Here is a 22,048-nt window from a genome sequence, read left to right as displayed (position 1 = left end):
CGATCCATGATTCGTGAAACAAATCAAGCCAAGTTGTATACGATTCCGGCTCAAGAAAAGCCTAGCATATTGAATCGAAGTGTAAAACGCTTGTTTGATATTATATTTTCAATCATATTGTTACTATTAACGATACCAATTATGTTGTTCTTTTGTATTATGATTACTTTAGAAACATCAGGGGCTCCAATTTACTTTCAAGAACGTTTAGGTATAAACGGGAAGAAGTTTAATGTATTTAAATTAAGATCAATGGTAAAGGATGCTGAAATAAATGGCCCACAATGGGCAAAAGAACATGATTCAAGAATTACAAAAGTTGGATTGTTTATAAGAAAAACGAGAATTGATGAATTACCACAACTTTTAAATATTTTAAGAGGAGATATGTCTTTTGTAGGCCCTAGACCAGAGAGAGAGTTTTTTTATAATGAGTTTGATACGTTTATTCCAGAATTTAAGGATCGTTTAATGGTAAAACCAGGATTAACAGGATGGGCACAAATAAATGGAGGATATAATCTTGATCCAAAGGAAAAGTTGAGGCTGGACATGGAGTATATTGAAATGAAAACATTTCGGATGGACATCTGTATTTTATGTAAAACCGTTTTAATTGTATTGAACGGTAATGGTGCAAGATAAATATATATGTAAACAAACAACATATGTAAGTAGGTTACTTGCAAAGGAGAACTTGTATGGGTAGATCTATTCTAAACAATATTATCCATCTATTTTATAGTACGATTTTAGCTAACCTTCTTCAGGCCGTCAGTTTAATTGTTTTAGCAAACTTTTTTAACGCACAACATTATGGGATGTTTAGTGTTGCCATAGCAGTGACGTTTGTTATGTTATTTTTTACAGACTTAGGACTTAGTAATACGTTTCTTCGAGAAGGGGCAAAGGATGGAGCAGATTTAGAGAAGATTTTATCATCGTATATAAAAATAAGGATGATTCTACTTATTCTTATTTCTATAATCGGTTATATTGTTATTCATTATATGTATGCGGATAAAAATTTAATTTATATGATGATAAACGTAATGTTTTTCATGTTAATAGGATTAACTTGGCAAAACATAGGAATTGCCTATTTTCAACTGACGGAACGTATGAAGTATATAGCGCTCATTAAAGTTGTATCAGCATCGGTTGTCATTATAATTACATGTTTTTGTATTTTCGGAGAGTTACCGGTGTATGTAACGGCTCGCTTATATGCTTTTGGGTATATGATCGGTGGTTTATTCAGTATATATATCATGAGAAGAAAGACGAAAATGAATATGAAAGTCGTAATTCATAAAGCGTTATTTTGGCAATTAACTCCCTTTATTATTAGCGGTTTTTTAATAATGAGTACGCCACAATTAGCACCTATCTTGCTTAACTATACATTGCCATTAAGTATGGTAGGTGTTTTTGCAGTGGCGTACCGGATGCCGGCAGCTTTATATCAAGTACCAGGGGTAATTGCAGGTGCATTTTTTCCAGTGCTCTTTAAGCATTATAACCAGAATAATATAGAAGAGCATACGAAATTAAATTTGCTTCAAATTAAATCAATGGCGATTGTAGGGATATGTATGACGATCGGTTTATATCATTTAGCACCACACTTTATTTCTATATTTTTTCATGAAGAATGGAGCAATGCAGTAGAACCACTCCAAATATTATCATTTCTTATTGTGCTACAAAGTTTAAATATTGCTATTGCTGACGGTTTAACGACGAGTGGATGTCAAAATAAGAGGACTGTTGTGCAGTGTGTAGCATTGGTGATCGGTGGAGTTATGCTTTATAGCTTTAGTAGTCTTGGTGGAGTGATAGGAGCGGCATACGCTATGGTTTTATTTGAAATAGTCGCTTTAGTGGGATATATAGCGGTAAGTGTAGTGAAGAAAAAAATTGTATTCCAAATTGTAATACCGTATACAATTTATTTTGGTGTAACCTTTATTGGAGTGCAATATATATTACATACATATCATTTAATTGCGCTTGTTCTTAATATACTAATTGTAGTAGCTGCCATATTCCTATATGATTATGAGCTAAAAAAACTTCTTCTTTCTTTTATAAGAAAAATACGCAAAAAGGATTATATTACGAAACAGGGGATATAGCCTATGGAAAATAATATGAAAGTATCGATGGGATGGATTATTCTTCTAATATTATTTGTTATGTTAAGTAAATACAATTTATATATTGGATTTTCATTGAAAATATATATGATTTTTTTAGTCATATATTTTTGTTTAACAATTAAAGACTTTCATATTCAAAAGTTATATTTTCATGAAGTTATATTTTTACTGTTTTATTTCATTTATTGTTTGAGTGGAATTCTTTCTATGTATTTAAATGCTAGTATTCGTATGATTTTTGGCGTGCTACTTGTTTTAGGATGCTATTTTATAATGAGGAATTTATTGGGCAATACTGAAATAGTGGTACTTGAATCATCTATTGCTTATGTAGGAGTAGTATTTAATGTAGTAAGTCTAATACTCTATATAATCGGTTTACAATACTTTAGTTTATACGGTGGAGAAGAGAGAGATATTTTTGCCGGGTTATTAGTTGATAGAGGATATCCACGGTTAATTGGATTGCTAGATGATCCTAACATTTTTATTTTCTATAATACAATATTTTTTATGTACTATATGACGAATTTACAAAATATCACTAACATCCTAGGGTTAATTTTATGTGTTACGACGAGTTTATTAACCTTTTCAAGGGGCGGTATATTAGCGCTTGTACTTGTCGTATTTGTATATATATGTATATCTAGTTTCGCCAAAAAAATAAAAATAATTATGAGTTTAGTATTGTTTAGTGTAGTTATTTTTAGTTTATCGAATAGTGTAATGGGGGGCCAATTAGATGACATATTAAATAAACGAATTTCTGATTTTTCCCATGATAATGGAAGTGGTAGATTTACATTATGGGAAGCTGCTTTTAAATATTATTTATCCAATCCATATATCGGAATCGGTGCTTTTAACTTTTCGAATTATTATGAGTATCAATTTAATGAAAAATTATATGTACACAATACATTTTTAGAAATTTTGTCTGAATCGGGTACAATTGGTTTTCTTCTATATAGTGCGTTTTTATTCATATTAATGTTCAAGCTAGCGCAGCATACTTTGTTTCGTGAAAAACCATATCTTCTATTGACTATGATTGCATTTTTATTTCAGATGATGTCATTGTCACTCATTATTAACGAAGCGTTCTTTTTATTTTTAGCAGTTGTTGTGAAGTATATTTCAATATATGAAGGAAGGGGAAAGATAGATGGTAAAATGTCTATCAGCACATAACGAGCCGCCTTATGTTTCTGTAATAACACCTTCTTATAATAGTATACGATTTATAGGTGAGACAATTTCATCTGTACAGAATCAATCGTATGAAAACTGGGAAATGATTATCGTTGATGACGGTTCAACCGACCAATCTGCCGCAAAAATTAAAGAGATAATAGAAGGAGACTCACGAATTAGGTTATTATCATTAAAAGAAAATGTTGGTGCTGCTAAAGCTCGGAATTTAGCGATCCAAGAGGCAAGAGGAAGGTATATTGCCTTTTTAGATAGTGATGATATATGGTTGCCGCATAAATTGAAGACACAATTGTTATTTATGGAAGAAATGAATATAGCTTTTTCATATGCGTCGTATAGTTTAATTGATGAAAATGGTAATGAACTAAATTGCGAAGTGAGTGTACCAAAATCTGTTGACTATCATTATTTAGTAGGAAATACAATTATCGGTTGTTTAACAGTGATGATTGATCGTGAAAAAATTCCATATGTCGAAATGCCTAGTATACAGCCGGAAGATACAGCGTTATGGCTGAACTTATTACATGAAGGGTATGAAGCAAAAGGGATACAGCAAGTGTTAGCAAAATATAGAATTGTTACAAATTCTGTTTCTAGAAATAAAATTAGAGCAGCTTTCCGGTATTGGAAATTGTTAAGGGAACAAGAACGACTGAATTCGATGCAAATTTTTTACTATTTTAGTAAGTATGCTTATCATGCTTATAAAAAAAATAAAATCAATGTAGTTGGGAAGACGCAATTATGAATATACTGTTGATGACAGATAAATTGATAACTGGCGGAGCCGAGAGCTATTTCTGTAAATTGGAAAGTAATTTGCGTTATGATGATTTTAAGATTTATACAGCTGCAGGTGATGGAGAACTATATGAATCTCTTACTAGAAAAGAAAATTTTATATTACTTAGTCGATGGAATCATTTGAGAAATCTTTATTATTTACGAAACGAAATTTATAAACGAAAGATAGAACTTATTCATGCAAATAGTTTGCGAATGGTATTATATGCTTTTCTAATTCAAAAGTTTATTAAAAAAAAGATGAAAATTGTTTATACGAAACATAATGTAACGATATTAGAAAAGAAAATGCCAACGCTTTTTCGTTATTTCATGAATAAATATGTAAACAATATTATTACAGTAAGTGAGTTTGAAAAGAATAATTTAATTTCAATTCATGTAGCAGAAGAAAAAATAAATACAATTTATAACGGTGTCGATATTGAAAAGTTTTTATTCCAGCAGAAGAAGAAAGAATCTACATATAAAATAGGGATATTAGCTAGATTATCCAAAGAGAAAAACCATCAACTATTTGTCAAAATTGCAAATGTGTTGAAAAAGAGAAATGATTTTATGTTTTATATTGCTGGTGATGGACCAGAGAAAGAATCGATTATGAAAGAAATAGAAAAATATGGATTGCAGCAAAGGGTGAAGATGCTAGGGAATATTTCAGAGCCGCATGAGTTTATAGGGAATATGGATGCCTTACTTTTATTATCTTTTCGTGAAGTGTTTCCAATGGTAGTAATTGAAGCGATGGCTACAGGGACACCAATTGTTTCAATAGATGTTGGCGGAATACATGAAGCGGTAATAGATGGAGAATCAGGTATTTTGATATCTGAATATTGCGAATTCGAATTCGCAAGTGCACTTGAAGAACTACAAGGGAATGAAGAAAGGGTAAATGATATTAGATTGAAAGCACGAGAGAAAGCAGTGAGGTATTTCTCGTTAACTAAAATGATAGAAGAAACGAAAAATATATATGAGTTAAACAAATGACCGGGTAGGTCGTTTGTTTTTTTTATTATAGAAACTTTTAAGAGAGAACTCACATATTATATGAAAAAAGGTAATATGAGGAGTGAATTTATTTTGTCAGAATATATTTCTTCCCAAGAAGATTGTGCGCCAGAAAGTAGCGTTCACATTGATTGTTTTGGCGCAGTTCCAAACTCGGGAAATGATAGCTCATTAGCAATTCAGCAAGCTATTGATTATTGTGTAGCGAATCGAATTTCGACGGTTAGAATTACAGGGGTAAATACGTACAAAATTGTAAAGCCGATTGTTATTAAATCAAACGTAAGATTAGAGTTAGATCCTACCGTAACGCTGCAAATTGATGGGGATTTTAATGCATTTGAGCTACAAAGTAACGCTTCGATAGTTGGTGGTACTATTCAAGTTATAAACTCATTGTTTCAATCTGCTGTTATTTATGTTTCTGGTTCACAACAAATCGAAGTACCTAATCAATCTGTTATATCAAATATAAATATAATAAATACAACTCCATCGTATAAAGGAAAAGCTATACATTTTTATTGTCAAAAGGCATGGGATTATATTAGTTTCTTTCAAGTTAAATTTATTCAAATTAAAAACTTTCAAACTGCAATATATTTGAAAACAGAGTATATAGATGATATCAATACACCTTGCTGGATTAACGCCAATGTATTTCAATCAATATTTATTGATGGATGTGTGTATGGGATTGAAGTAGATGGAAATAGTGATTTGCCAAATGAAAGTTCAGGAAATACGTTTCATGATATTCAAGTGCAATGTAGACAACAAACGAAAAAAGCAATTCGTTGCTCAGGTGCGTATAATACATTTGATTGTATGATCTGGGATACGTACCGGATGAGTAGTGAACAAATTGTCATTGAATTTTCTTCCAATTCTCATCGTAACTACCTTTTTTCAAATCTGCTTTCGACAACTATTGTAGATAAAGGACAATACAATGTTTGTAAGTCTACTTATGAAGAATCCCTACGAATTCAGTTACCTTTGACGTTAAATAGACCTCATTTAATAGGAAATCAAGATGATATTTTAGTAAATGCTCAGCAAAAATATAACGTTAAGCAAGTAAGTGGAAAAGTGCCGTACGGGGGAAATCTCACAAATTGCTTTAATTTAATAGATGAACAAAGTGTAAACTATATTGACGTTCCAGATAGTAATCCAGTTGTAATTGAACTGGATTTTACGAAAAAACCAATACAAATGTTAAATTGTTTTGGAATGTATTTTGGGTGGGGAGAGAGCGCAAAGAAAATTAAAATTGAATATGCATTAAGCGCAACTGGAAGTTGGGTTATCGCGTTGGATGTTCCATTAAATGTTGGCGATACAATTATATCGAATATGAAGGCGAGTCAGTTATATAAAGTTAGAATTACATTAAGTGGTTATTCTCAAGATCATAAGCGTTTTCGAATTAATCGTATTTTTGCAAGATCTTCTATGGAAAACGGGAACGCTTGGTTAGCGACAACTGGTGGAAGAATGTTTGGAGATATTGAAATAGAGGCAAGTAAAGGTATAATCATGAAGACTGCTAGTGGAGTGAAATGGAAAGTTACTATTAATGAAGCTGGCCAACTTATTACGACTAAAATAACTTGAGATGTTGTTTAATTGTATATCCTTGGACGAGTTACAACGTAGTGGGATATAGGTAATGAAAAAGAGATTGTAATTTGGTTTCAACCAAACTACAATCTCTTTTTTGTTTCAATTACTTCCACCAAATCCAAGTCCAAAGGTAATTTCGTACATTTCGAGGAGTAATGCGAATGAAGCGTTCACCGTCAAAGAAGCAATTTAAATTTGGAAATGTTTCATCTGGATTTTCTGGAACAAAAGTGACGATGTTTTCGTTACTTGTAACGGTTACTGTAATTGGTGGGTCGGTAGGCGAGACTTGAAGTTGTAACGAAATATTGGCCGTATTTTTAAATTCATTATTAACAGGTGGACTTATTACTTGTACTGTGAATAATACGATAATTGTTTCGTTTGGTTCCAAATTAGTGGCAACTAGGAAACCGATATTCGGATTCGCTAGTGGAGAGCGTTCACCGTTAATAAAGACAGTGCCGTTTATAAATTGTAAACCTGCTGGAATGGTATCTTGTAAAGAAATATTTGAGAGTGAAATTTTGGAAGTATTCGTAATGCGCACGGTGTAATCAAAATATTGATTTAAATAAGCTGAGCTGACGGAAGCATTTTTCGTGACTGTTACAGTTATAAATTGAATTGGTATACGAACGATATTTGAATTAACAATGAAAGTAATAATTGGATCCTGTGGTGTCAATTGAAAGGCAGCGGTAACTGTTGCAGAATTTATAATTGTACTGTTTGAAGGAATAGAAGTTACGAGAACTTGAAATGTTATAGTTGCTACTGAATCTGCAGGTAAAGAGCCGATATTAATACCAGTGTCTGGACGAACATTTGGAACGGGAGTACCGTTAATTGTTACGCTGTTTTCTATAAATGTTGTACCAGCTGGAATTGTGTCTATAACAGAAGTACTGATTGTCGGAATTGGGGAGTGATTAAATACCGCTAATGTGAATGTAATGATATCTCCTATAACGACGATAGATTTGTCAGTTGTTTTTTCAATGCCAACCATCGGATCAATGACTGTCGTTGTAACGGTATTTGTTTGCTTTGTAATTGTAATAGGTGGTTTTGTTGGATCAATGATAACGGTATAGGAAACAGAAGCATCGTTATTAATTGTAGGTTGAAGAGTAGAAGAAGATATTGTCACTTGGAACGTAATAATGACAGAGTCATTAGGAGCAAGATTTCCTAACGTAATACCATTTTCAGGATTCTCATTAGGCTGATTGATTCCATTAATCGTAACACTACCAGCAACAAAAGTCGTATCTATTGGTACGGTGTCTATGGCAAGAAGGTTTTCAATCGTTACATTACCGCTATTCGTAATCGTAATTGTATACGTCAAAGTTTGAGCAGGTAAGGCATTAGTTACATCAACAGATTTTATGGCAATGACATTATCATTTTGGACAGTAGTTGTGACGGTGTTTGTTGTAGTCGTATTTGTAACAGGTACGTTATTTGGGTTGACTATATAGTTAAAAGTAGTAATTGCGTTGTTGTTTAGTTCATTTGGTGTTGGAATAGAAGTCACAGTTACTTGGAATGAAACGATAGCATCCCCACCAATAGTTATAGTACCAAGTGGTATGCCGCTTACTGGATTCACTCCTGGAAGAGTTTCTCCGTTTACAATGACGCTATTTTCTATAAACGTAGTACCTTGAGGAATAATATCTTGAATGATTACATCATTTACTGCAACATTACCGGTTTGACTTAGTGTAATCGTATACGTTAACGTATCACTAACCGTTGCAAATGTAAGGTCAACAGCTTTATTACTATTCAAATTTGCGTGATTAATTTCTGTTGCGGCAGCTGATGAAATAATAGTTTCGGTAATAGGTGGTCGATCTGGTACCGTGTATTCATATTCAATTGTACTCGTGTTAGAGATTGGATTTGTTTGTGGAATCGAAGTAACCCGTACTTGGAATAGAATGGTTGCTGTCGTATTAGGTGGAATAGTATCAATTTGTATACCGTTAAGAGGGTTGTCATTTGGCCGAGCGTTGCCGTTCACAATAACACTATTCTCTATAAAGCTCGTATTTGCCGGGATAATATCTGTAACAATAATGTTTTCGACTTGTATATTTCCGTTATTTATGATGGAAATTGTATAAGGGATGATAGTTTGTAAGTCAGCATATTGGATAGGTGTTGTTTTTGTCGCAATTACATTAGCGGAAATAACTTCAGTGAAGGTAATATTGCTAGTCGATATTTGTTCTTCCACGTTAATTGTATAACGAGAAGTTGATTGATTTTGAACATGGCCGCTAGCAGGAAGAGCTACGACGGTAACAGAAAATGTGACTGGGATAGAAATATTAGGAGCAATCGTTCCTACAAGTATACCTACACTTGGATTGGCGTTAAGCTGAGGAATGTTATTTACTAAAACGCTACCGTCAATAAAGGTTGTTCCATCAGGTATATTGTCTGTAAATACAACAGCAGTGGCATCCGTATTCCCTGTATTCGTTAAAGTTGTTGTATAAGTTAAAATGTCACCAATCGTTACAGAGGTTAAATCAACAGTTTTAAGTGAAACGATATCAGCATCATTAATTTGAACGAAAGTAGTATTGGAAGTAGTAGATTTTTGAATTGGTGCAAAGTCAGGATTGAAAATAAAGTCGTAGACGATGTTTGCAGTATTAGGTGTTGGATTTACAGTAGGTAAATTCGTAACGGAAACTTGGAATGTTATTGTAGTCATTTGACCTGCTGCGACATTAGGAATGGAAAAGCCGATATTCGGATCTGCTGCAGGAAGTACAGTATTATTAACTATTACACTTCCTGGAATAAATACTGCTCCATCCGCTATAGTATCTGTAAAAAAGATGGAGTTAGTTGTAGCCGATCCATTATTTTGAATGAATACTGTATATTCAATGGTTTCATTAATAGTAGCTAATACAGTATTAGCAGATTTTGTAGCAATAAGAATAGCATCAATAAATTGTATGTTTGTAGCATTGGAAGAGGTCGTTTCTGAAATTGGTGGTGTGCTTGGGTCTGGTCGATACTCATAGTGAATGACAGCGATATTATTAATGTTATTTTGTGGCGGTATAGAGACTACGCTTACTTGGAACGTAACAATAATCGTATTATTTGGAAGAATTATATCAAGATTGATACCGGTAATTGGATTTTCGTTAGGTCTTGGTACGCCATCTACAAGAATGCTATTTGGAACGAATGTGGTGCCAGCAGCAATTGCGTCAAGTAGAAGCGTATTTGTAATAGGTATTGTACCAGCGTTTGTAACTGCGACTGTATATGTGATGATTTGACCGATACGTGTAATGGATCTATTGGCGGATTTAATGGCACTAACATTTGCTGTCCGTACTTCAGTATTTACTGCATTTGATAACGATCTACGCTGAATAATTGGAGAACTAGGATCAATTTGGTATTCGTACGAAGTGTCTGAAATATTAATGACTGTATTGCCCTCTGGTATATTTGTAAGTTGTACTTGGAATGAAATAGTGACTGTTTCATTTGGTTGTATCGTGCCGAGAGTTACTCCGTTTTCAGGATTAGCGCCAGGCTGAGTTACATTATTTATTGCTAAGCTATCCTCAATGAATATAGTACCTTCTGGAATGTTATCAATGAACACGGTATTGTTAGCCGGAACGGTTCCTATATTTTGTAGTGTATTTGTGTAGGTAATAATTTGCCCGATTGATATGAAATTTACATCCGCGCTTTTAACAGAAATAATATTTGCATTTTGAAGTGATGTTGTAACAATGTTAGAATTTGCAGAGCGATTTACTGGTGGGGCTGTAGGAATACTTACATATTGGTAAGTTGCTGAAGATTGATTTGCAATTTCGGTTTCAGTAGGTGGATTATTTGTTTGCACTTGAAATAGTATCGTTTTGGAACTGTTTGCTGGATTTGTTCCAATCGGTATTCCGTTTTCAGGATTTACACCTGGCTGAAGGACACCATTAATTGTGACACTATCGGGAACGAATGTAGTCCCAGCTGGAATAAAATCTGTGAAATTAATATTTATTGCGTCAACATTACCGATATTTTTCACTTCAGAAATATAAAGTATAGTTCCACCGATATCTACAGTTGTTGGATTGGATGTTTTAGTAATTGTCAATTGTGCTTGCACGAAATTTGTAATGACGATATTACTAGTAGATGTTTCAGTAATAGGCGGTTGCCCTGGGTCTGGTTGGATTGTATATGTTGTATTGGATTGATTTGTAATCGATTCTTGCGAGAATGAATCGTTAATAAGAATTTGGAACGAAATAAGATGAGTAGCGTTTGCTGCTAGGGTAGGTAAAGTAACACCTACATTTGGATTAGCACCAAGTATAGTTGTTCCGTTAAGTGTAAAACTATTTTCTACGAATGTAGTATTTTGGGAGATAGTATCTGAAAATATGAGATTAGTAGCTGGAATATTTCCGGTATTTTCTAGTGTTATTGTGTAAGTCAAAATATCACCTGTTGTTGCTTGTTGTGAATTGACTCCTTTTAAAGAAAGGATAGTCGCATCCGAAATTTGTGTGAAAGCAGGATTAGACGTAATTGTTCGAGAGATGATAGGGGCAGTTGGATCGGCGATAAAAGTATAGTCAATACGGGCTGTATTAGAAATTGGGTTCACGCTTGGAATAGATTGAACGATAACTTGGAATGTTACAGTGACGTTTTCTGACGGTGCGATGGAGTTTAATGGTATTCCTACGTTAGGATTGGCACCTGGAACGGAAACACTATTAATAGTTACGCTATTCGGAATAAATGCAGTTCCTTCTGGGACCAAATCTGTTAAAGTAACTGTATTTGCAGTAGTATTTCCGTTGTTTTGAACGACTACTGTGTAAGTGATTGTACCGTCAGTAGATTGTACGAGAGAATCTGTACTTTTAATTACGGATAACGATGCATCAACAACAGCTGTATTAACCGTATTAGACGAGGATGTTGCTGTAACAGGAGGTTGACTTGGATCGACAATATACGTGTAACTTGTAAGTGCTTGATTTATAATCGCTCCTTGCGGTGGAATAGAACTTGCAAGAAATTGGAACGTAATAGTAGCGGAATCACCTGGTGCGATAATACCAACTGGAATACCGAGAGTTGGACTTGCATCTGGAAGTGAAATCCCGTTGAGCGTAACACTATTTGGAACAAATAATGCTCCTTCAGGAACTCCGTTAATGAGTAATACAGAGTTTGCAGGGAAGTTTCCAGTATTCGTTAATGTTGCTGTATACGTAATTACATCTCCAATAGATACGATTGTTCGATTTGCTTGTAAAACAGTTGTAACAGTTGCGTTATTAATTTGTGTTGAAGCGCTATTAGAATTTATCGTGCCTGTAACAGGAGGAGAGGCCGGATCAACGATGAATGCGTATTGAATAGATGCTACGTTTGTAATCGGATTTGAAGGTGGAGTTGATGTAACTATGACTTGGAAAGTAACGGTTAAGGAACTACCTGCGCTAACTGTTCCGACATTAACTCCATTATTTGGATTTGCGCCTGGAATGGTACTTCCATTTACAGCAAAACTATTTTCAACAAAGGTCGTACCTGCTGGAACCATGTCTGAGAAATTTACATTCGTTGCATTTGTATTGCCGCTATTTTGAATCAAAACTGTATAAGTGATCGTATCTCCAATATTTGCAAAGGCTGTATTAGCAGTTTTTACAGCTGAAAGTATTGCTGAATTAATAGAGGTAACGAAGACGTTCGTTTCCACATTGCCAGGTTGAGCCTGTAATGCATTGCCTACGTTATATTGGAAGTTAACAAATCCTAAGTTTTGGAGTTCAGGTGTGAACGTTGTTGGATTACTTACGATTTGTACTTGGAATATGATTGTAACAGTTTGATTTGGATTGATTGTATTTATGCCAACACCGTCAATGATAGAAGCCGATGGTAATGGAGTGCCATCAACAATAACTGATCCTGCAACAAATTGTGTCCACGATGGTAAAGGGTCTGAGAATATAGCGTTGTTAGCAGGAATATTGCCTGTGTTCGTAATAGTCGTTGTATACGTAATTGTATCACCAATCGTTGCAAAAGTTTTATCTCCTATTTTAATAGTATTTAAAATAGCACTTTCAATTTTTGTTGTAACGTTGTTAGAAATAATATTTTTTGAAACTGGAGGATTAGCTGGATTAACGATATGTTGAAAGCTAACGCTAGCTTGATTAGTAATTGGATTTATAGGCGGAATTCCATTGGCGAAAATGTGAAATGCTACGATGACAGATTCGTTTGGCGCGATATCACCGATTGGAACGCCTGTAATGATATCTGCATTTGGGATGCTAGTTCCGTTTAGTGTAAAGCTATTCGGTTCAAAGGAAGTTCCGTCTGGAATAAGGTCGGTAAAAATAACATTCGTTGCACTCACATTTCCGCTATTTGTAATTGTAACGGTGTAGGTAATATCCTGCCCGATATCTACCGTAGATACATCTGAATTTTTTTGTGCAGTAAGGATAGCGCTATTAATTTGTGTTGTCGTTGTATTAGATTGATTGGAAGTTGTAATAGGTGGCTGGCTAGGATCAACGACATAATGATATGTGGTAGAAGCAGAGTTAGAAATGGGATTAAGTGTTGGAAGTGTAATAACAGTTGCTTGAAATGTAACGATTGCCGTATTACCACCATTAATGGAACCAATATTTACACCAGTTGATAAATCGGCGTTTGGAATGGTTTGCCCATTAGCTGTGAAACTATTTGGAACGAAACTTAAATTGCTATCAAGAATATCGATAATAGTTACATCAGTTGCGGTCACATTCCCGGTATTAGGGAGGTTAAGTGTAAATGTTATTGTATTACCAATATCCGCGAAAGTAAGATCTGCTGTTTTTGTGCTAATAATAGTTGCGTTGTTTATTTGAAGAAGTGTAGTGTTGGAAGTAGCTGCACTTGAAATGGGGGGATTAACAGGATCAACAGTAAACTCATACGTCGTTGCTGCTGTATTTGGTGCTGGGTTACTAGGGGGAATATTGTTTACTGTAACTTGAAAGACGATACTATATATTTCATTTGGTGGAAGTGTTGCAAGTAATACACCTGTATTTGGATCCGCGTTAGGTTGTAAAACGCCATCGACAGTTAATGTGTTAGGAACAAATGTGAGTCCACTTGGTAATGCATCTGTGAATACAATATTAGTTGCATCGGAATTGCCTACATTGGTAATAGAAGTAGTATAAAAAGCAGTTTGCCCGATATCTGCAAAGGATACACTTTCATTTTTCGTCATAGATAATATTGCTTCTTTAATTTGTGTTGAAACAGGATTACTAATTGAAGTTTCTGCATCAGGTGGTGAGACTAATTGGTACGATGTTGATGAGAAATTTACAATTGGGTTTTGGGTTGGTAATGAGGTCACATTTACTTGGAATGAAACAGTTACTGTAGCCCCAGCTGTTATCGGCCCAATATTTACACCGTTTGTTGGATCTGCACCACTTTGAGGAATTCCATTAATAGAAAATGAATTTGTAATAAATGTCGTTCCGCTCGACATAGCATCTGTGAAAATAATATTTTGTGCGGAGGAATTTCCATTGTTTGTTAAAACGACAGTATAAGTGAGTGTGTCTCCAATACGACTAAAGGATTTATCGACTTGTTTTAATGAAAGAATGTTAGCTGTATTAATCGTAGTAAACACTGTGTTTGAAGTAACGTTTCTTGAAACGATCGGTGCATTTGGATCAGCGATAAATGTGTAAGAAGCAGTAGCGGAATTGGCTACAGGATTTTGGTTTGGTGTAGAAGTAGCAGTAACTTGAAATGCGATAGATATTGAGTTGTTAGGAGCAATTGATCCGATTGTTATACCTGTATTAGGATCGAGTTCAATGTGTGTACTGCCATTGATTGTGACACTATTCGGAATGAACGTTGTGCCGTCTGGAATAAGATCAGTGAAAGTAATATTAGTTGCATTTGTATTGCCATTATTCGTTAAAATGGTTGTATAGGTAATGGTATCACCTAGTGTTACAATTGTTTGATCGACCGATTTTACCATCGTTATCATAGCATCTAGTACCGGGTTTGTAACGATATTCGTGGAAGTAGAAGTTGTAATAGGAGTTCCGTTTGGATCGACAGTATAAGAATATAAAATTGTGTCATTACCCATAATTGAACTTGAAGGGGGAACAGAAAGAACATTTGCTTGGAAAGTAACGGTTACTGTTTCACCAGGAGCGATATTTGGTATAGTTACTCCAAGTGCTGGTTGCGCACCAGATTGCTGAACCCCATTTATTTTGACTGAGTTTGGTATAAAGGTAGTGTTAGCTGGAATTGCGCTCGTGAACGTTATATTCGTTGCAGTCGTATTTCCTGTATTTGTAATAGTTGTTGTATACGTAATCGTATCTCCAACAGAAATGATAGATTTATCAACGCTTTTTTGGGTCGTTAATATTGCACTATTAATTGTTGTCGAAACAGCATTAGATACGTTCGTTTGTGTTACGGCAGGTTGGCTAGGATCAACTACATGTGCAAATTGTACAGAACTAAAATTAGAAATTGGATTTATACTTGGAATGTTTGTAACAAGTACGTTGAGAGTAATTACGGCCGTTCCATTTGGGTTTATATTTCCAATCTGAATCCCGTTAGATGGATTTCCGATTTGCTGTGTACCAGAATCGTTTGTAAGAGTGCCAGATATGAATGTCGTCCCATCAGGTAAAGTATCCGTGAAAATTATATTTTGTGAAGTGACATTTCCAGGGTTACTTAATGTAATTGTATAAGAAATTGTATCACCAATCGTTGCGAAAGTTTTATCTACAGATTTGATTGCCACAATTTCCCCAGAATTTATTTGTGTCGAAACAGAATTAGATGTCGTATTTCGTGAAACAAGTGGTAAATTAGGTCCTGTCATAAATTTATAATCAATAGAAGCGCCGTTTACAACCGGTGAGTTTGGTCCGCCTGGTCCAATTGTGAAAATTGGATTTGGAATGCTAACTACTTGCACACGGAAGGTAACATTTATAAAATCTCCTGCAATAATATCCCCAATTGGTATCCCGTTCGCTGGATTTACTCCAGGTAATAAAACTCCGCCTACTCGAACGCTATCTTCTATAAATACTGCGTTATTTGGAATCGGATCTGTAAAAATGATATTCGTAGCAGTTGTGTTTCCTACATTTTCTAATAAAACTGTATACGTTAAAAATGAATTTCCAGGTGCTATGTCAGAAAATAGCCGATCCACACTTTTCGTTGCTTGAATAATCGCTTCGTTAATTTGAACTAAAGTTGGATTACTTGTAGCTGTTTCTGTCACCGGCGGCTGGGTAGGATCAACAATGATCGAGTATGTCGTGCTAGACTGGTTCAAAGTTGGATTTATAACTGGTATTGAGCCAACGATAGCTTGAAAGCTAATTGTTGTCGTTCCTCCAACTGGAATTGAGTCTAAAGAAATCCCGCTATCTGGTCTAAATCCAAGTTGTGGAATGGTATTAATTTGTACGCTATCAGGAACGAATGAAAGTTCAGGTGGTAATATATCGATAAAAACAGGTGTGTTTGCGGCAGTATTTCCGCTATTGGTGAGGGTAGTTGTATACGTAATTATATCTCCAACAGCAGCAAAAGCACTGCTTGCAGTTTTTGTTGCGATAACAGAAGCAGTATTTACTTGTGTAAAAGTTTTATTAGATTTAACTGTTCGTGAAACTGGCGGTTCATTTATATCTACAATAAAGCTATATTGAAGCGATGATTTGTTAGGGATTGGATTAGGATTTGGAATCGTTGTAATGTTTACTTGAAAACTGAGTATAACGGATGTATTTGAATTTATGTTGCCAATATTGATACCATTTTGTGGATTTGCATTAGGAATAGTTGTTCCATTTACCGTAAAACTATTTGGAATAAACGTTGTACCATTTGGAATTACATCTGTAAAAATGACATTGTTTGCGGTAGTATTACCGGAATTAGTAATGGTAGAAGTGAAAGTAAGTGTATCTCCAATAGTAGCGAATGTTGAATTGACAGTTTTATTTATAGAAAGAGTAGCATCAATAATTGGAGTAACCGTCGTATTCGTAATTGTACTACCAACAGCAGGAGATTGGTTTGGATTCACGGTATATTCATAATTTACAAGAGCATTATTTGTTAATGTGCCACTAGGTGGTATTGCTAAAATTTGTGCTTGAAAAGTAATGAATACAGTATCTCCTGGTGAAATATCTGCCAAGTGAACACCAAGTGATGGATCTAATCCTGGTTGTGGAACATTATTGATAGTTACGGAGTTTTGGATAAATGAAGCTCCTGCGCCAAGCCCATCTGTTAAAACAGTTGCACTAGCAGGGATATTACCTGTATTTGTTACTGCAATCGTATAGGTAACAATATCACCAATTGCAGCTGTCGGTGTATTCACAGACTTAGTAGCGACAATAGTAGCGTTATTAATTTGAGTTGTTATTACGTTACTTAACGTATTGGCGGATGCTGGAGGTAAGTTAGGATCTACGACATACTGGTACGTTGTATTGCTTTGGTTCGGGATTGGATTTGGATTCGGGATAGAATTTACTTGTACTTGGAACGAGATGATCGTATTTGCATTCGGATTTATTGGGTCGATTGCAATTCCGCTTGCTGGATTGACATTAGGCAGTGTATTTCCGTTTACAGTAACACTATTAGGAATAAACGATGTTCCGTTTGGAATTACATCTGTAAATATTACATTTGATGCAAGTGTGTTCCCGTTATTCGTTAAAGTAGTCGTGTACGTAATAATATCATTTACGTTAGCAAATTGTTTATCTGCCGATTTAGTAGCGGCAATTGAGGCGTTATTAATAGTTGTCTGTACAGTATTAGAAGCAACCATCTGCATCACAGCGGGTTTGGATGGATCATACGTATATTGGAATGTTGTGCCTGATTGATTTGTAATTGGGTTTACAGCAGGGATAGTTGGTACAAAAACTTGGAATGCAACAGTGCGTGATGAATTCGCTCCTATCGTACCAATCGAAATGCCGTTAGCAGGATTTGCATTAGCTATAGGGACATTATTAATCGTTACAGTATTAGGAATGAAGAGAGTTCCCGCTGGAATGATATCTGTAAACGTTACATTAGCAGCAGGGATATTCCCGTTATTTGTTAAAATAGTCGCATATAATATGACATCACCAACATCAGCGAAGTTTGTACTCGTTAGTTTTGTAGCAACGATATTAGCAGTATTAATTTGTGTAGTTACTATATTGCTAGCGGCGTTTCTAACGAGAGCAGGTAAGTTTGGATCAGCGATAAAGCTATATTGAAGTGCAGCGCTGTTTTGAATTGGGTTTGGTGAAGGTAGCCCATTTGCACTTATTTGAAACACAATCGTTGTAAAACCACCCGAAGGAATGGAGCCCACTTGAAGACCGGCACTAGGGTCTGCACCTAGTTGTAAAGCACCACCTATAAAAATACTATTTGGAACGATAGTGGTGCCATTAGGGATTATATCGGTAACAATAACATTATTGGCTGTAGTATTGCCAAGATTAGCTAAAGAAATTGTATATGTGATTGGTTGCCCGACGTCGGCGATAGTTAAATCTACTTCTTTGACAATAACGACATTTGCTAAATTAATTTGTGTACTTACAGTGTTACTTACAGATGTTTCTATAGTTGGTGGATCGCCCGGATTTAAAATAAAGCTATACTGTGTACTAGATGAATTTAATGTTGGATTTTGTGTTGGTAAAGAGTTGACGGTTACTTGATAAGAGACGGTAAGTGAACCGTTAGCAGCAATGGAAGGTAGCGGAACACCTATATTTGGATCTGCGTTATTTTGAAGTACACCATTAATAAGAAAAGTGTTTGGAATAAAGGTAGTACCGTCTGGATTCGTATCTACGAAAGTAGGGCTATCAGCAGAAACACTTCCTGCATTCGTCAAAGTAACAGTATAAGTTAATATATCCCCTACGGTAGCGAACTCTCGATCCACTGTTTTGGCTGAAATGACATTTGCATCGTTTACTTGAGTAAATGTAGTGGTTGAAGTAGTGTTCTTACTTACAGGTGAAGTGTTTGGATCAACGATAAAGTTATAGGAGATGGAAGCGCTATTTGAAATAGGGTTTGGATTTGGAATGCTAGTTATTACTACTTGGAATGAAGCTGTAATTGTAGTATTAGCATTGATGCTACCAATATTGATGCTAGCTGGTGTAACGCCTGGCTGAGTAACACTGTTAACTATAACGCTGTTTGGGATAAAGGCGGTTCCATTCGCAATTGAATCAGATAGTAATATATTGTTCGCTGCAACATTTCCATCGTTAGTAAGAGCAAAGGTGTAAGTTAATACATCGCCAACTTCCGCAAACGTTTTATCTACAGATTTATTAACATGGAGATTTGCTAGTCTAATTGTTGATGTAACAGAATTAGAATTTGCTGTTTTTGAAGTAGGTGGCAAACTTGGATTTACAGTGTAAATATAAGAGGCGAAAGCGTTATTAATAATAGGGTTTTGGGCAGTAATGTTAATGACTGTTACTTGAAAGGATAAGGTAAAAGTAGCTCCACCAGGAATTGTACCGATAGGTAAAGCAACGAGAGAATCTACATTCTGCAAAACTCCGTTTAGTGTTACAGTGCCAAGAGTCAATATCGTTCCGTTTGGAAGTGGATCTGTTAGTTGAACGTTATTAGCGGCTGCATTTCCACTGTTTGTAATAAGGATTGTATAACTTATCGTTTCGCCAATTGTGGCAAATTGTTTGTTAGTTGATTTTGTTAATGTTACATTCGCATTGTTAATTTGAGTGGAAACGAGATTAGAAGAAATGTTTTTTGTAACGGGAGATTGGCTAGGGTTTACGGTATATTGATAAGAAGCGCTTAATCCGTTAGATACGACATTTGACGCGGGTATTGTATTTACTACTACTTGAAATGCAACATTTTTTATTGTACCGCTTGGGATGGATCCAATGTTCACGCCGGTAGCAGGGTTTGCGCCCACTTGTGTCGTGCCATCTATTGTTAAACTGTTTAGAACAAAAGTTGTTCCAGTAGGAATGATATCTGTAAAAATAACATTGTTCGCATTTGTATTACCTGTACCTGTAAAGGAAACGGTGTACGTTAGTGTATCACCAATATCTGCGAAATTTTTATCTACTGCTTTTGCCATTGTTACAGTGGCGTTATTCACTTGAGTAGATACGATATTGGTCGTATCAGTCCCACTTACTGCAGGTTGATTTGGTACAGGAATGTATTGATATGTTGTTGTTCCACTATTTAATATTGGGTTTGTTTGAGGGATAGAAGGAACGAGCACTTGGAATGAAATAGTAGTAGTGGAATTTGCGGCAATTGAACCAATTGTTATACCATTAGCGGGATTTGCGCCAGCTTGAGTAACTCCGTTCACAGTTACACTCCCTGGAATGAAAGTAGTCCCGCTAGGAATCGGATCCGTATATATCACATTCGTTGCAGCGATATTTCCTATATTAGCTAAGGCAATACTGTAAGTTAATGTTTCACCAATATCGGTAAAAAGTTTGTTAACTGATTTTGTTCCATTAATATCTGCAAGGTTAATTTGTGTTCCAGCAGAGTTACTTGTTGCAAGACCGTTAAAGGTTGTTCCTCCGGCGATTGGTGTATATTGAAATGTAATATTAGCAGTGTTAGAGATAGGGTTTTGACTTGGAAGAGAAACGACAGTAGCTTGGAAGGTTACTGTGCGAGAAGCACCATTATTAATTGTTCCAAGAGATATACCAGCCGCAGGATTTGCATTTGTTTGTGGTACGTTATCTACTGTTACAGTGCCGGGTATAAAAGAAGTACCGTTAGGGAGACTATCTATAAAAATAGCGTTATTGGCAGGAAGAAGCCCGGTGTTAGGGATAGTAACTGTATAAGTGAGAATATCTCCAATTGCAGCAACACTTTTATTTACGCTTTTCGTTGCTTGTATATTTGGGGAGTTTATATTAATTTGTAAGCCGACTGTATTTAACATATATGCATCTCCGTTAGTAGTTAAACGGATTGCGGCGGATACTTGTGAGTTTGTTAAATAAGAGGAAATATCAATGGAAGTAATGTCCCAGCCCTGTCTTCCTGCGGAGATGTTTGTACTTGTAGAAGCACTTTGATTTCGCGTTCCAAATGTCCCTGTTGTATCTAAGTTTCCTGCAGCATTATTAACTTGAGAACCGAAGAAATTATTTATAGCATTGTTTGGTCCAGATAAAGCATTTAATGAACTGAAATTTGGTCCAAATAAAGCTTGATCCCCGGTTAAATCTGCATCTCCTTCGGTAGAACTTAAAAATAATCTCCCGCTTACTGGTCCTCCTGAAGGTGTTAAAAATCCAGAAACAGATACATCAGCACTACCAGTTTCTGCAGAAACACGGTTACCAGCTACATAAATGGTTAAGTTTCTTGCTGGCAATGTCCCGTTTTGATAAGCGACGATAAGCGTCCATCCAGCCGAATTAATTGTTCCATTAGAAGCATCTATAGGATCTACAAGTCCAGGAACCGCTCCTGTAGTATAGGAACCAGCACCTCCCGCTTGAATAAGAGTTGTTACGTCTGCCGAACGGGTGTAAAAGCCAAATGTAATAGAGTTTGAAACAAATGTTTGATTTGAAGCCGTAACAGCTGAAGGAGTAATCGAGTATGTTGAAACAGGTGTTGTAAAAGAAACTGGATTTCCTAATACACTCGTAATGTTTTGATCACGAGATAAATAGTTTCCACCCCAAACGAGTTCTGCGTAAAGAATAGTACTACCAGCAGGGATATTTAAAATGGCGGTAGAACTATTTTGTGTATAGTTTAACGTTGTACCAGCAGGAAAAGTAGGTACTTGTAAAGCAGTATTCGTAGTTGCGAATGCACCAATTGCCCCGATTGTACCAGCACGGTTTTGATTGCTGATTTTACTTAAGCCTAAAGTATTACCTGTAATAGCGAGTGCGCCGTTAGTGGTGGTAGAAAATCGATTCGTAATGGGCATGTTGTCACCTCATTTACAATATAGTCTTGGTCAAAATAACATATGTGTGTGACAAATAAAGGGAAACATGTACAAGTTGATT

Annotated in this window: 7 protein-coding genes; 6 read left to right on the top strand and 1 reads right to left on the bottom strand. The window is 35.5% G+C overall.

Annotated elements, in window-relative coordinates; translation table 11 throughout:
• Positions 1-6 precede the first annotated feature (6 nt).
• The 6 genes from DN400_RS01265 to DN400_RS01240 all read left to right on the top strand — a co-directional run bounded on the left by DN400_RS01265 (position 7) and on the right by DN400_RS01240 (position 6,821).
• Positions 7-645: a sugar transferase gene (locus DN400_RS01265; protein ID WP_147801483.1), complete on the top strand. Its 639-nt coding sequence runs from the start codon at positions 7-9 to the stop codon at positions 643-645.
• Between the two features lie 56 nt (positions 646-701).
• On the top strand, positions 702-2,138 hold the full coding sequence (locus DN400_RS01260; RefSeq protein ID WP_065228553.1) for an oligosaccharide flippase family protein: 1,437 nt from the start codon (positions 702-704) through the stop codon (positions 2,136-2,138).
• Between the two features lie 3 nt (positions 2,139-2,141).
• Positions 2,142-3,356 carry an O-antigen ligase family protein gene (locus tag DN400_RS01255; protein WP_065228554.1) on the top strand — a complete coding sequence of 405 codons (1,215 nt, stop codon included), beginning with the start codon at positions 2,142-2,144 and terminating at the stop codon, positions 3,354-3,356.
• Complete coding sequence (locus DN400_RS01250; RefSeq protein ID WP_000237685.1) at positions 3,331-4,131, top strand: glycosyltransferase family 2 protein; 801 nt, start codon at positions 3,331-3,333, stop codon at positions 4,129-4,131. The genes DN400_RS01255 and DN400_RS01250 overlap by 26 nt, the downstream gene beginning before the upstream one ends.
• Entirely contained in the window at positions 4,128-5,180 is a 1,053-nt protein-coding gene (locus tag DN400_RS01245) for a glycosyltransferase family 4 protein (protein WP_065228556.1), read from the top strand. The genes DN400_RS01250 and DN400_RS01245 overlap by 4 nt, the downstream gene beginning before the upstream one ends.
• A gap of 93 nt (positions 5,181-5,273) precedes the next feature.
• Positions 5,274-6,821: a glycoside hydrolase family protein gene (locus tag DN400_RS01240; RefSeq protein ID WP_065228557.1), complete on the top strand. Its 1,548-nt coding sequence runs from the start codon at positions 5,274-5,276 to the stop codon at positions 6,819-6,821.
• 112 nt (positions 6,822-6,933) lie between these two features.
• Here the strand turns inward: DN400_RS01240 and DN400_RS01235 are convergent, their stop codons facing one another.
• Entirely contained in the window at positions 6,934-21,966 is a 15,033-nt protein-coding gene (locus DN400_RS01235; protein ID WP_147801482.1) for a DUF7507 domain-containing protein, read from the bottom strand.
• Between the last annotated feature and the right edge of the window lie 82 nt (positions 21,967-22,048).

Source organism: Bacillus sp. AR8-1 (assembly GCF_008042345.1).
In the GTDB taxonomy this organism is placed as follows: Bacteria; Bacillota; Bacilli; order Bacillales; family Bacillaceae_G; genus Bacillus_A; species Bacillus_A cereus.
This window is presented reverse-complemented; position numbering and strand designations above follow the sequence as displayed.

What these genes read in the sequence shown, in the direction of transcription:
- DN400_RS01245 (WP_065228556.1), top strand. Translation starts at nt 4,128, where the DNA reads ATGAATATACTGTTGATGACAGATAAATTGATAACTGGCGGAGCCGAG.
- DN400_RS01235 (WP_147801482.1), bottom strand. Translation starts at nt 21,966, where the DNA reads ATGCCCATTACGAATCGATTTTCTACCACCACTAACGGCGCACTCGCT.
- DN400_RS01250 (WP_000237685.1), top strand. Translation starts at nt 3,331, where the DNA reads ATGGTAAAATGTCTATCAGCACATAACGAGCCGCCTTATGTTTCTGTA.
- DN400_RS01265 (WP_147801483.1), top strand. Translation starts at nt 7, where the DNA reads ATGATTCGTGAAACAAATCAAGCCAAGTTGTATACGATTCCGGCTCAA.
- DN400_RS01255 (WP_065228554.1), top strand. Translation starts at nt 2,142, where the DNA reads ATGGAAAATAATATGAAAGTATCGATGGGATGGATTATTCTTCTAATA.
- DN400_RS01260 (WP_065228553.1), top strand. Translation starts at nt 702, where the DNA reads ATGGGTAGATCTATTCTAAACAATATTATCCATCTATTTTATAGTACG.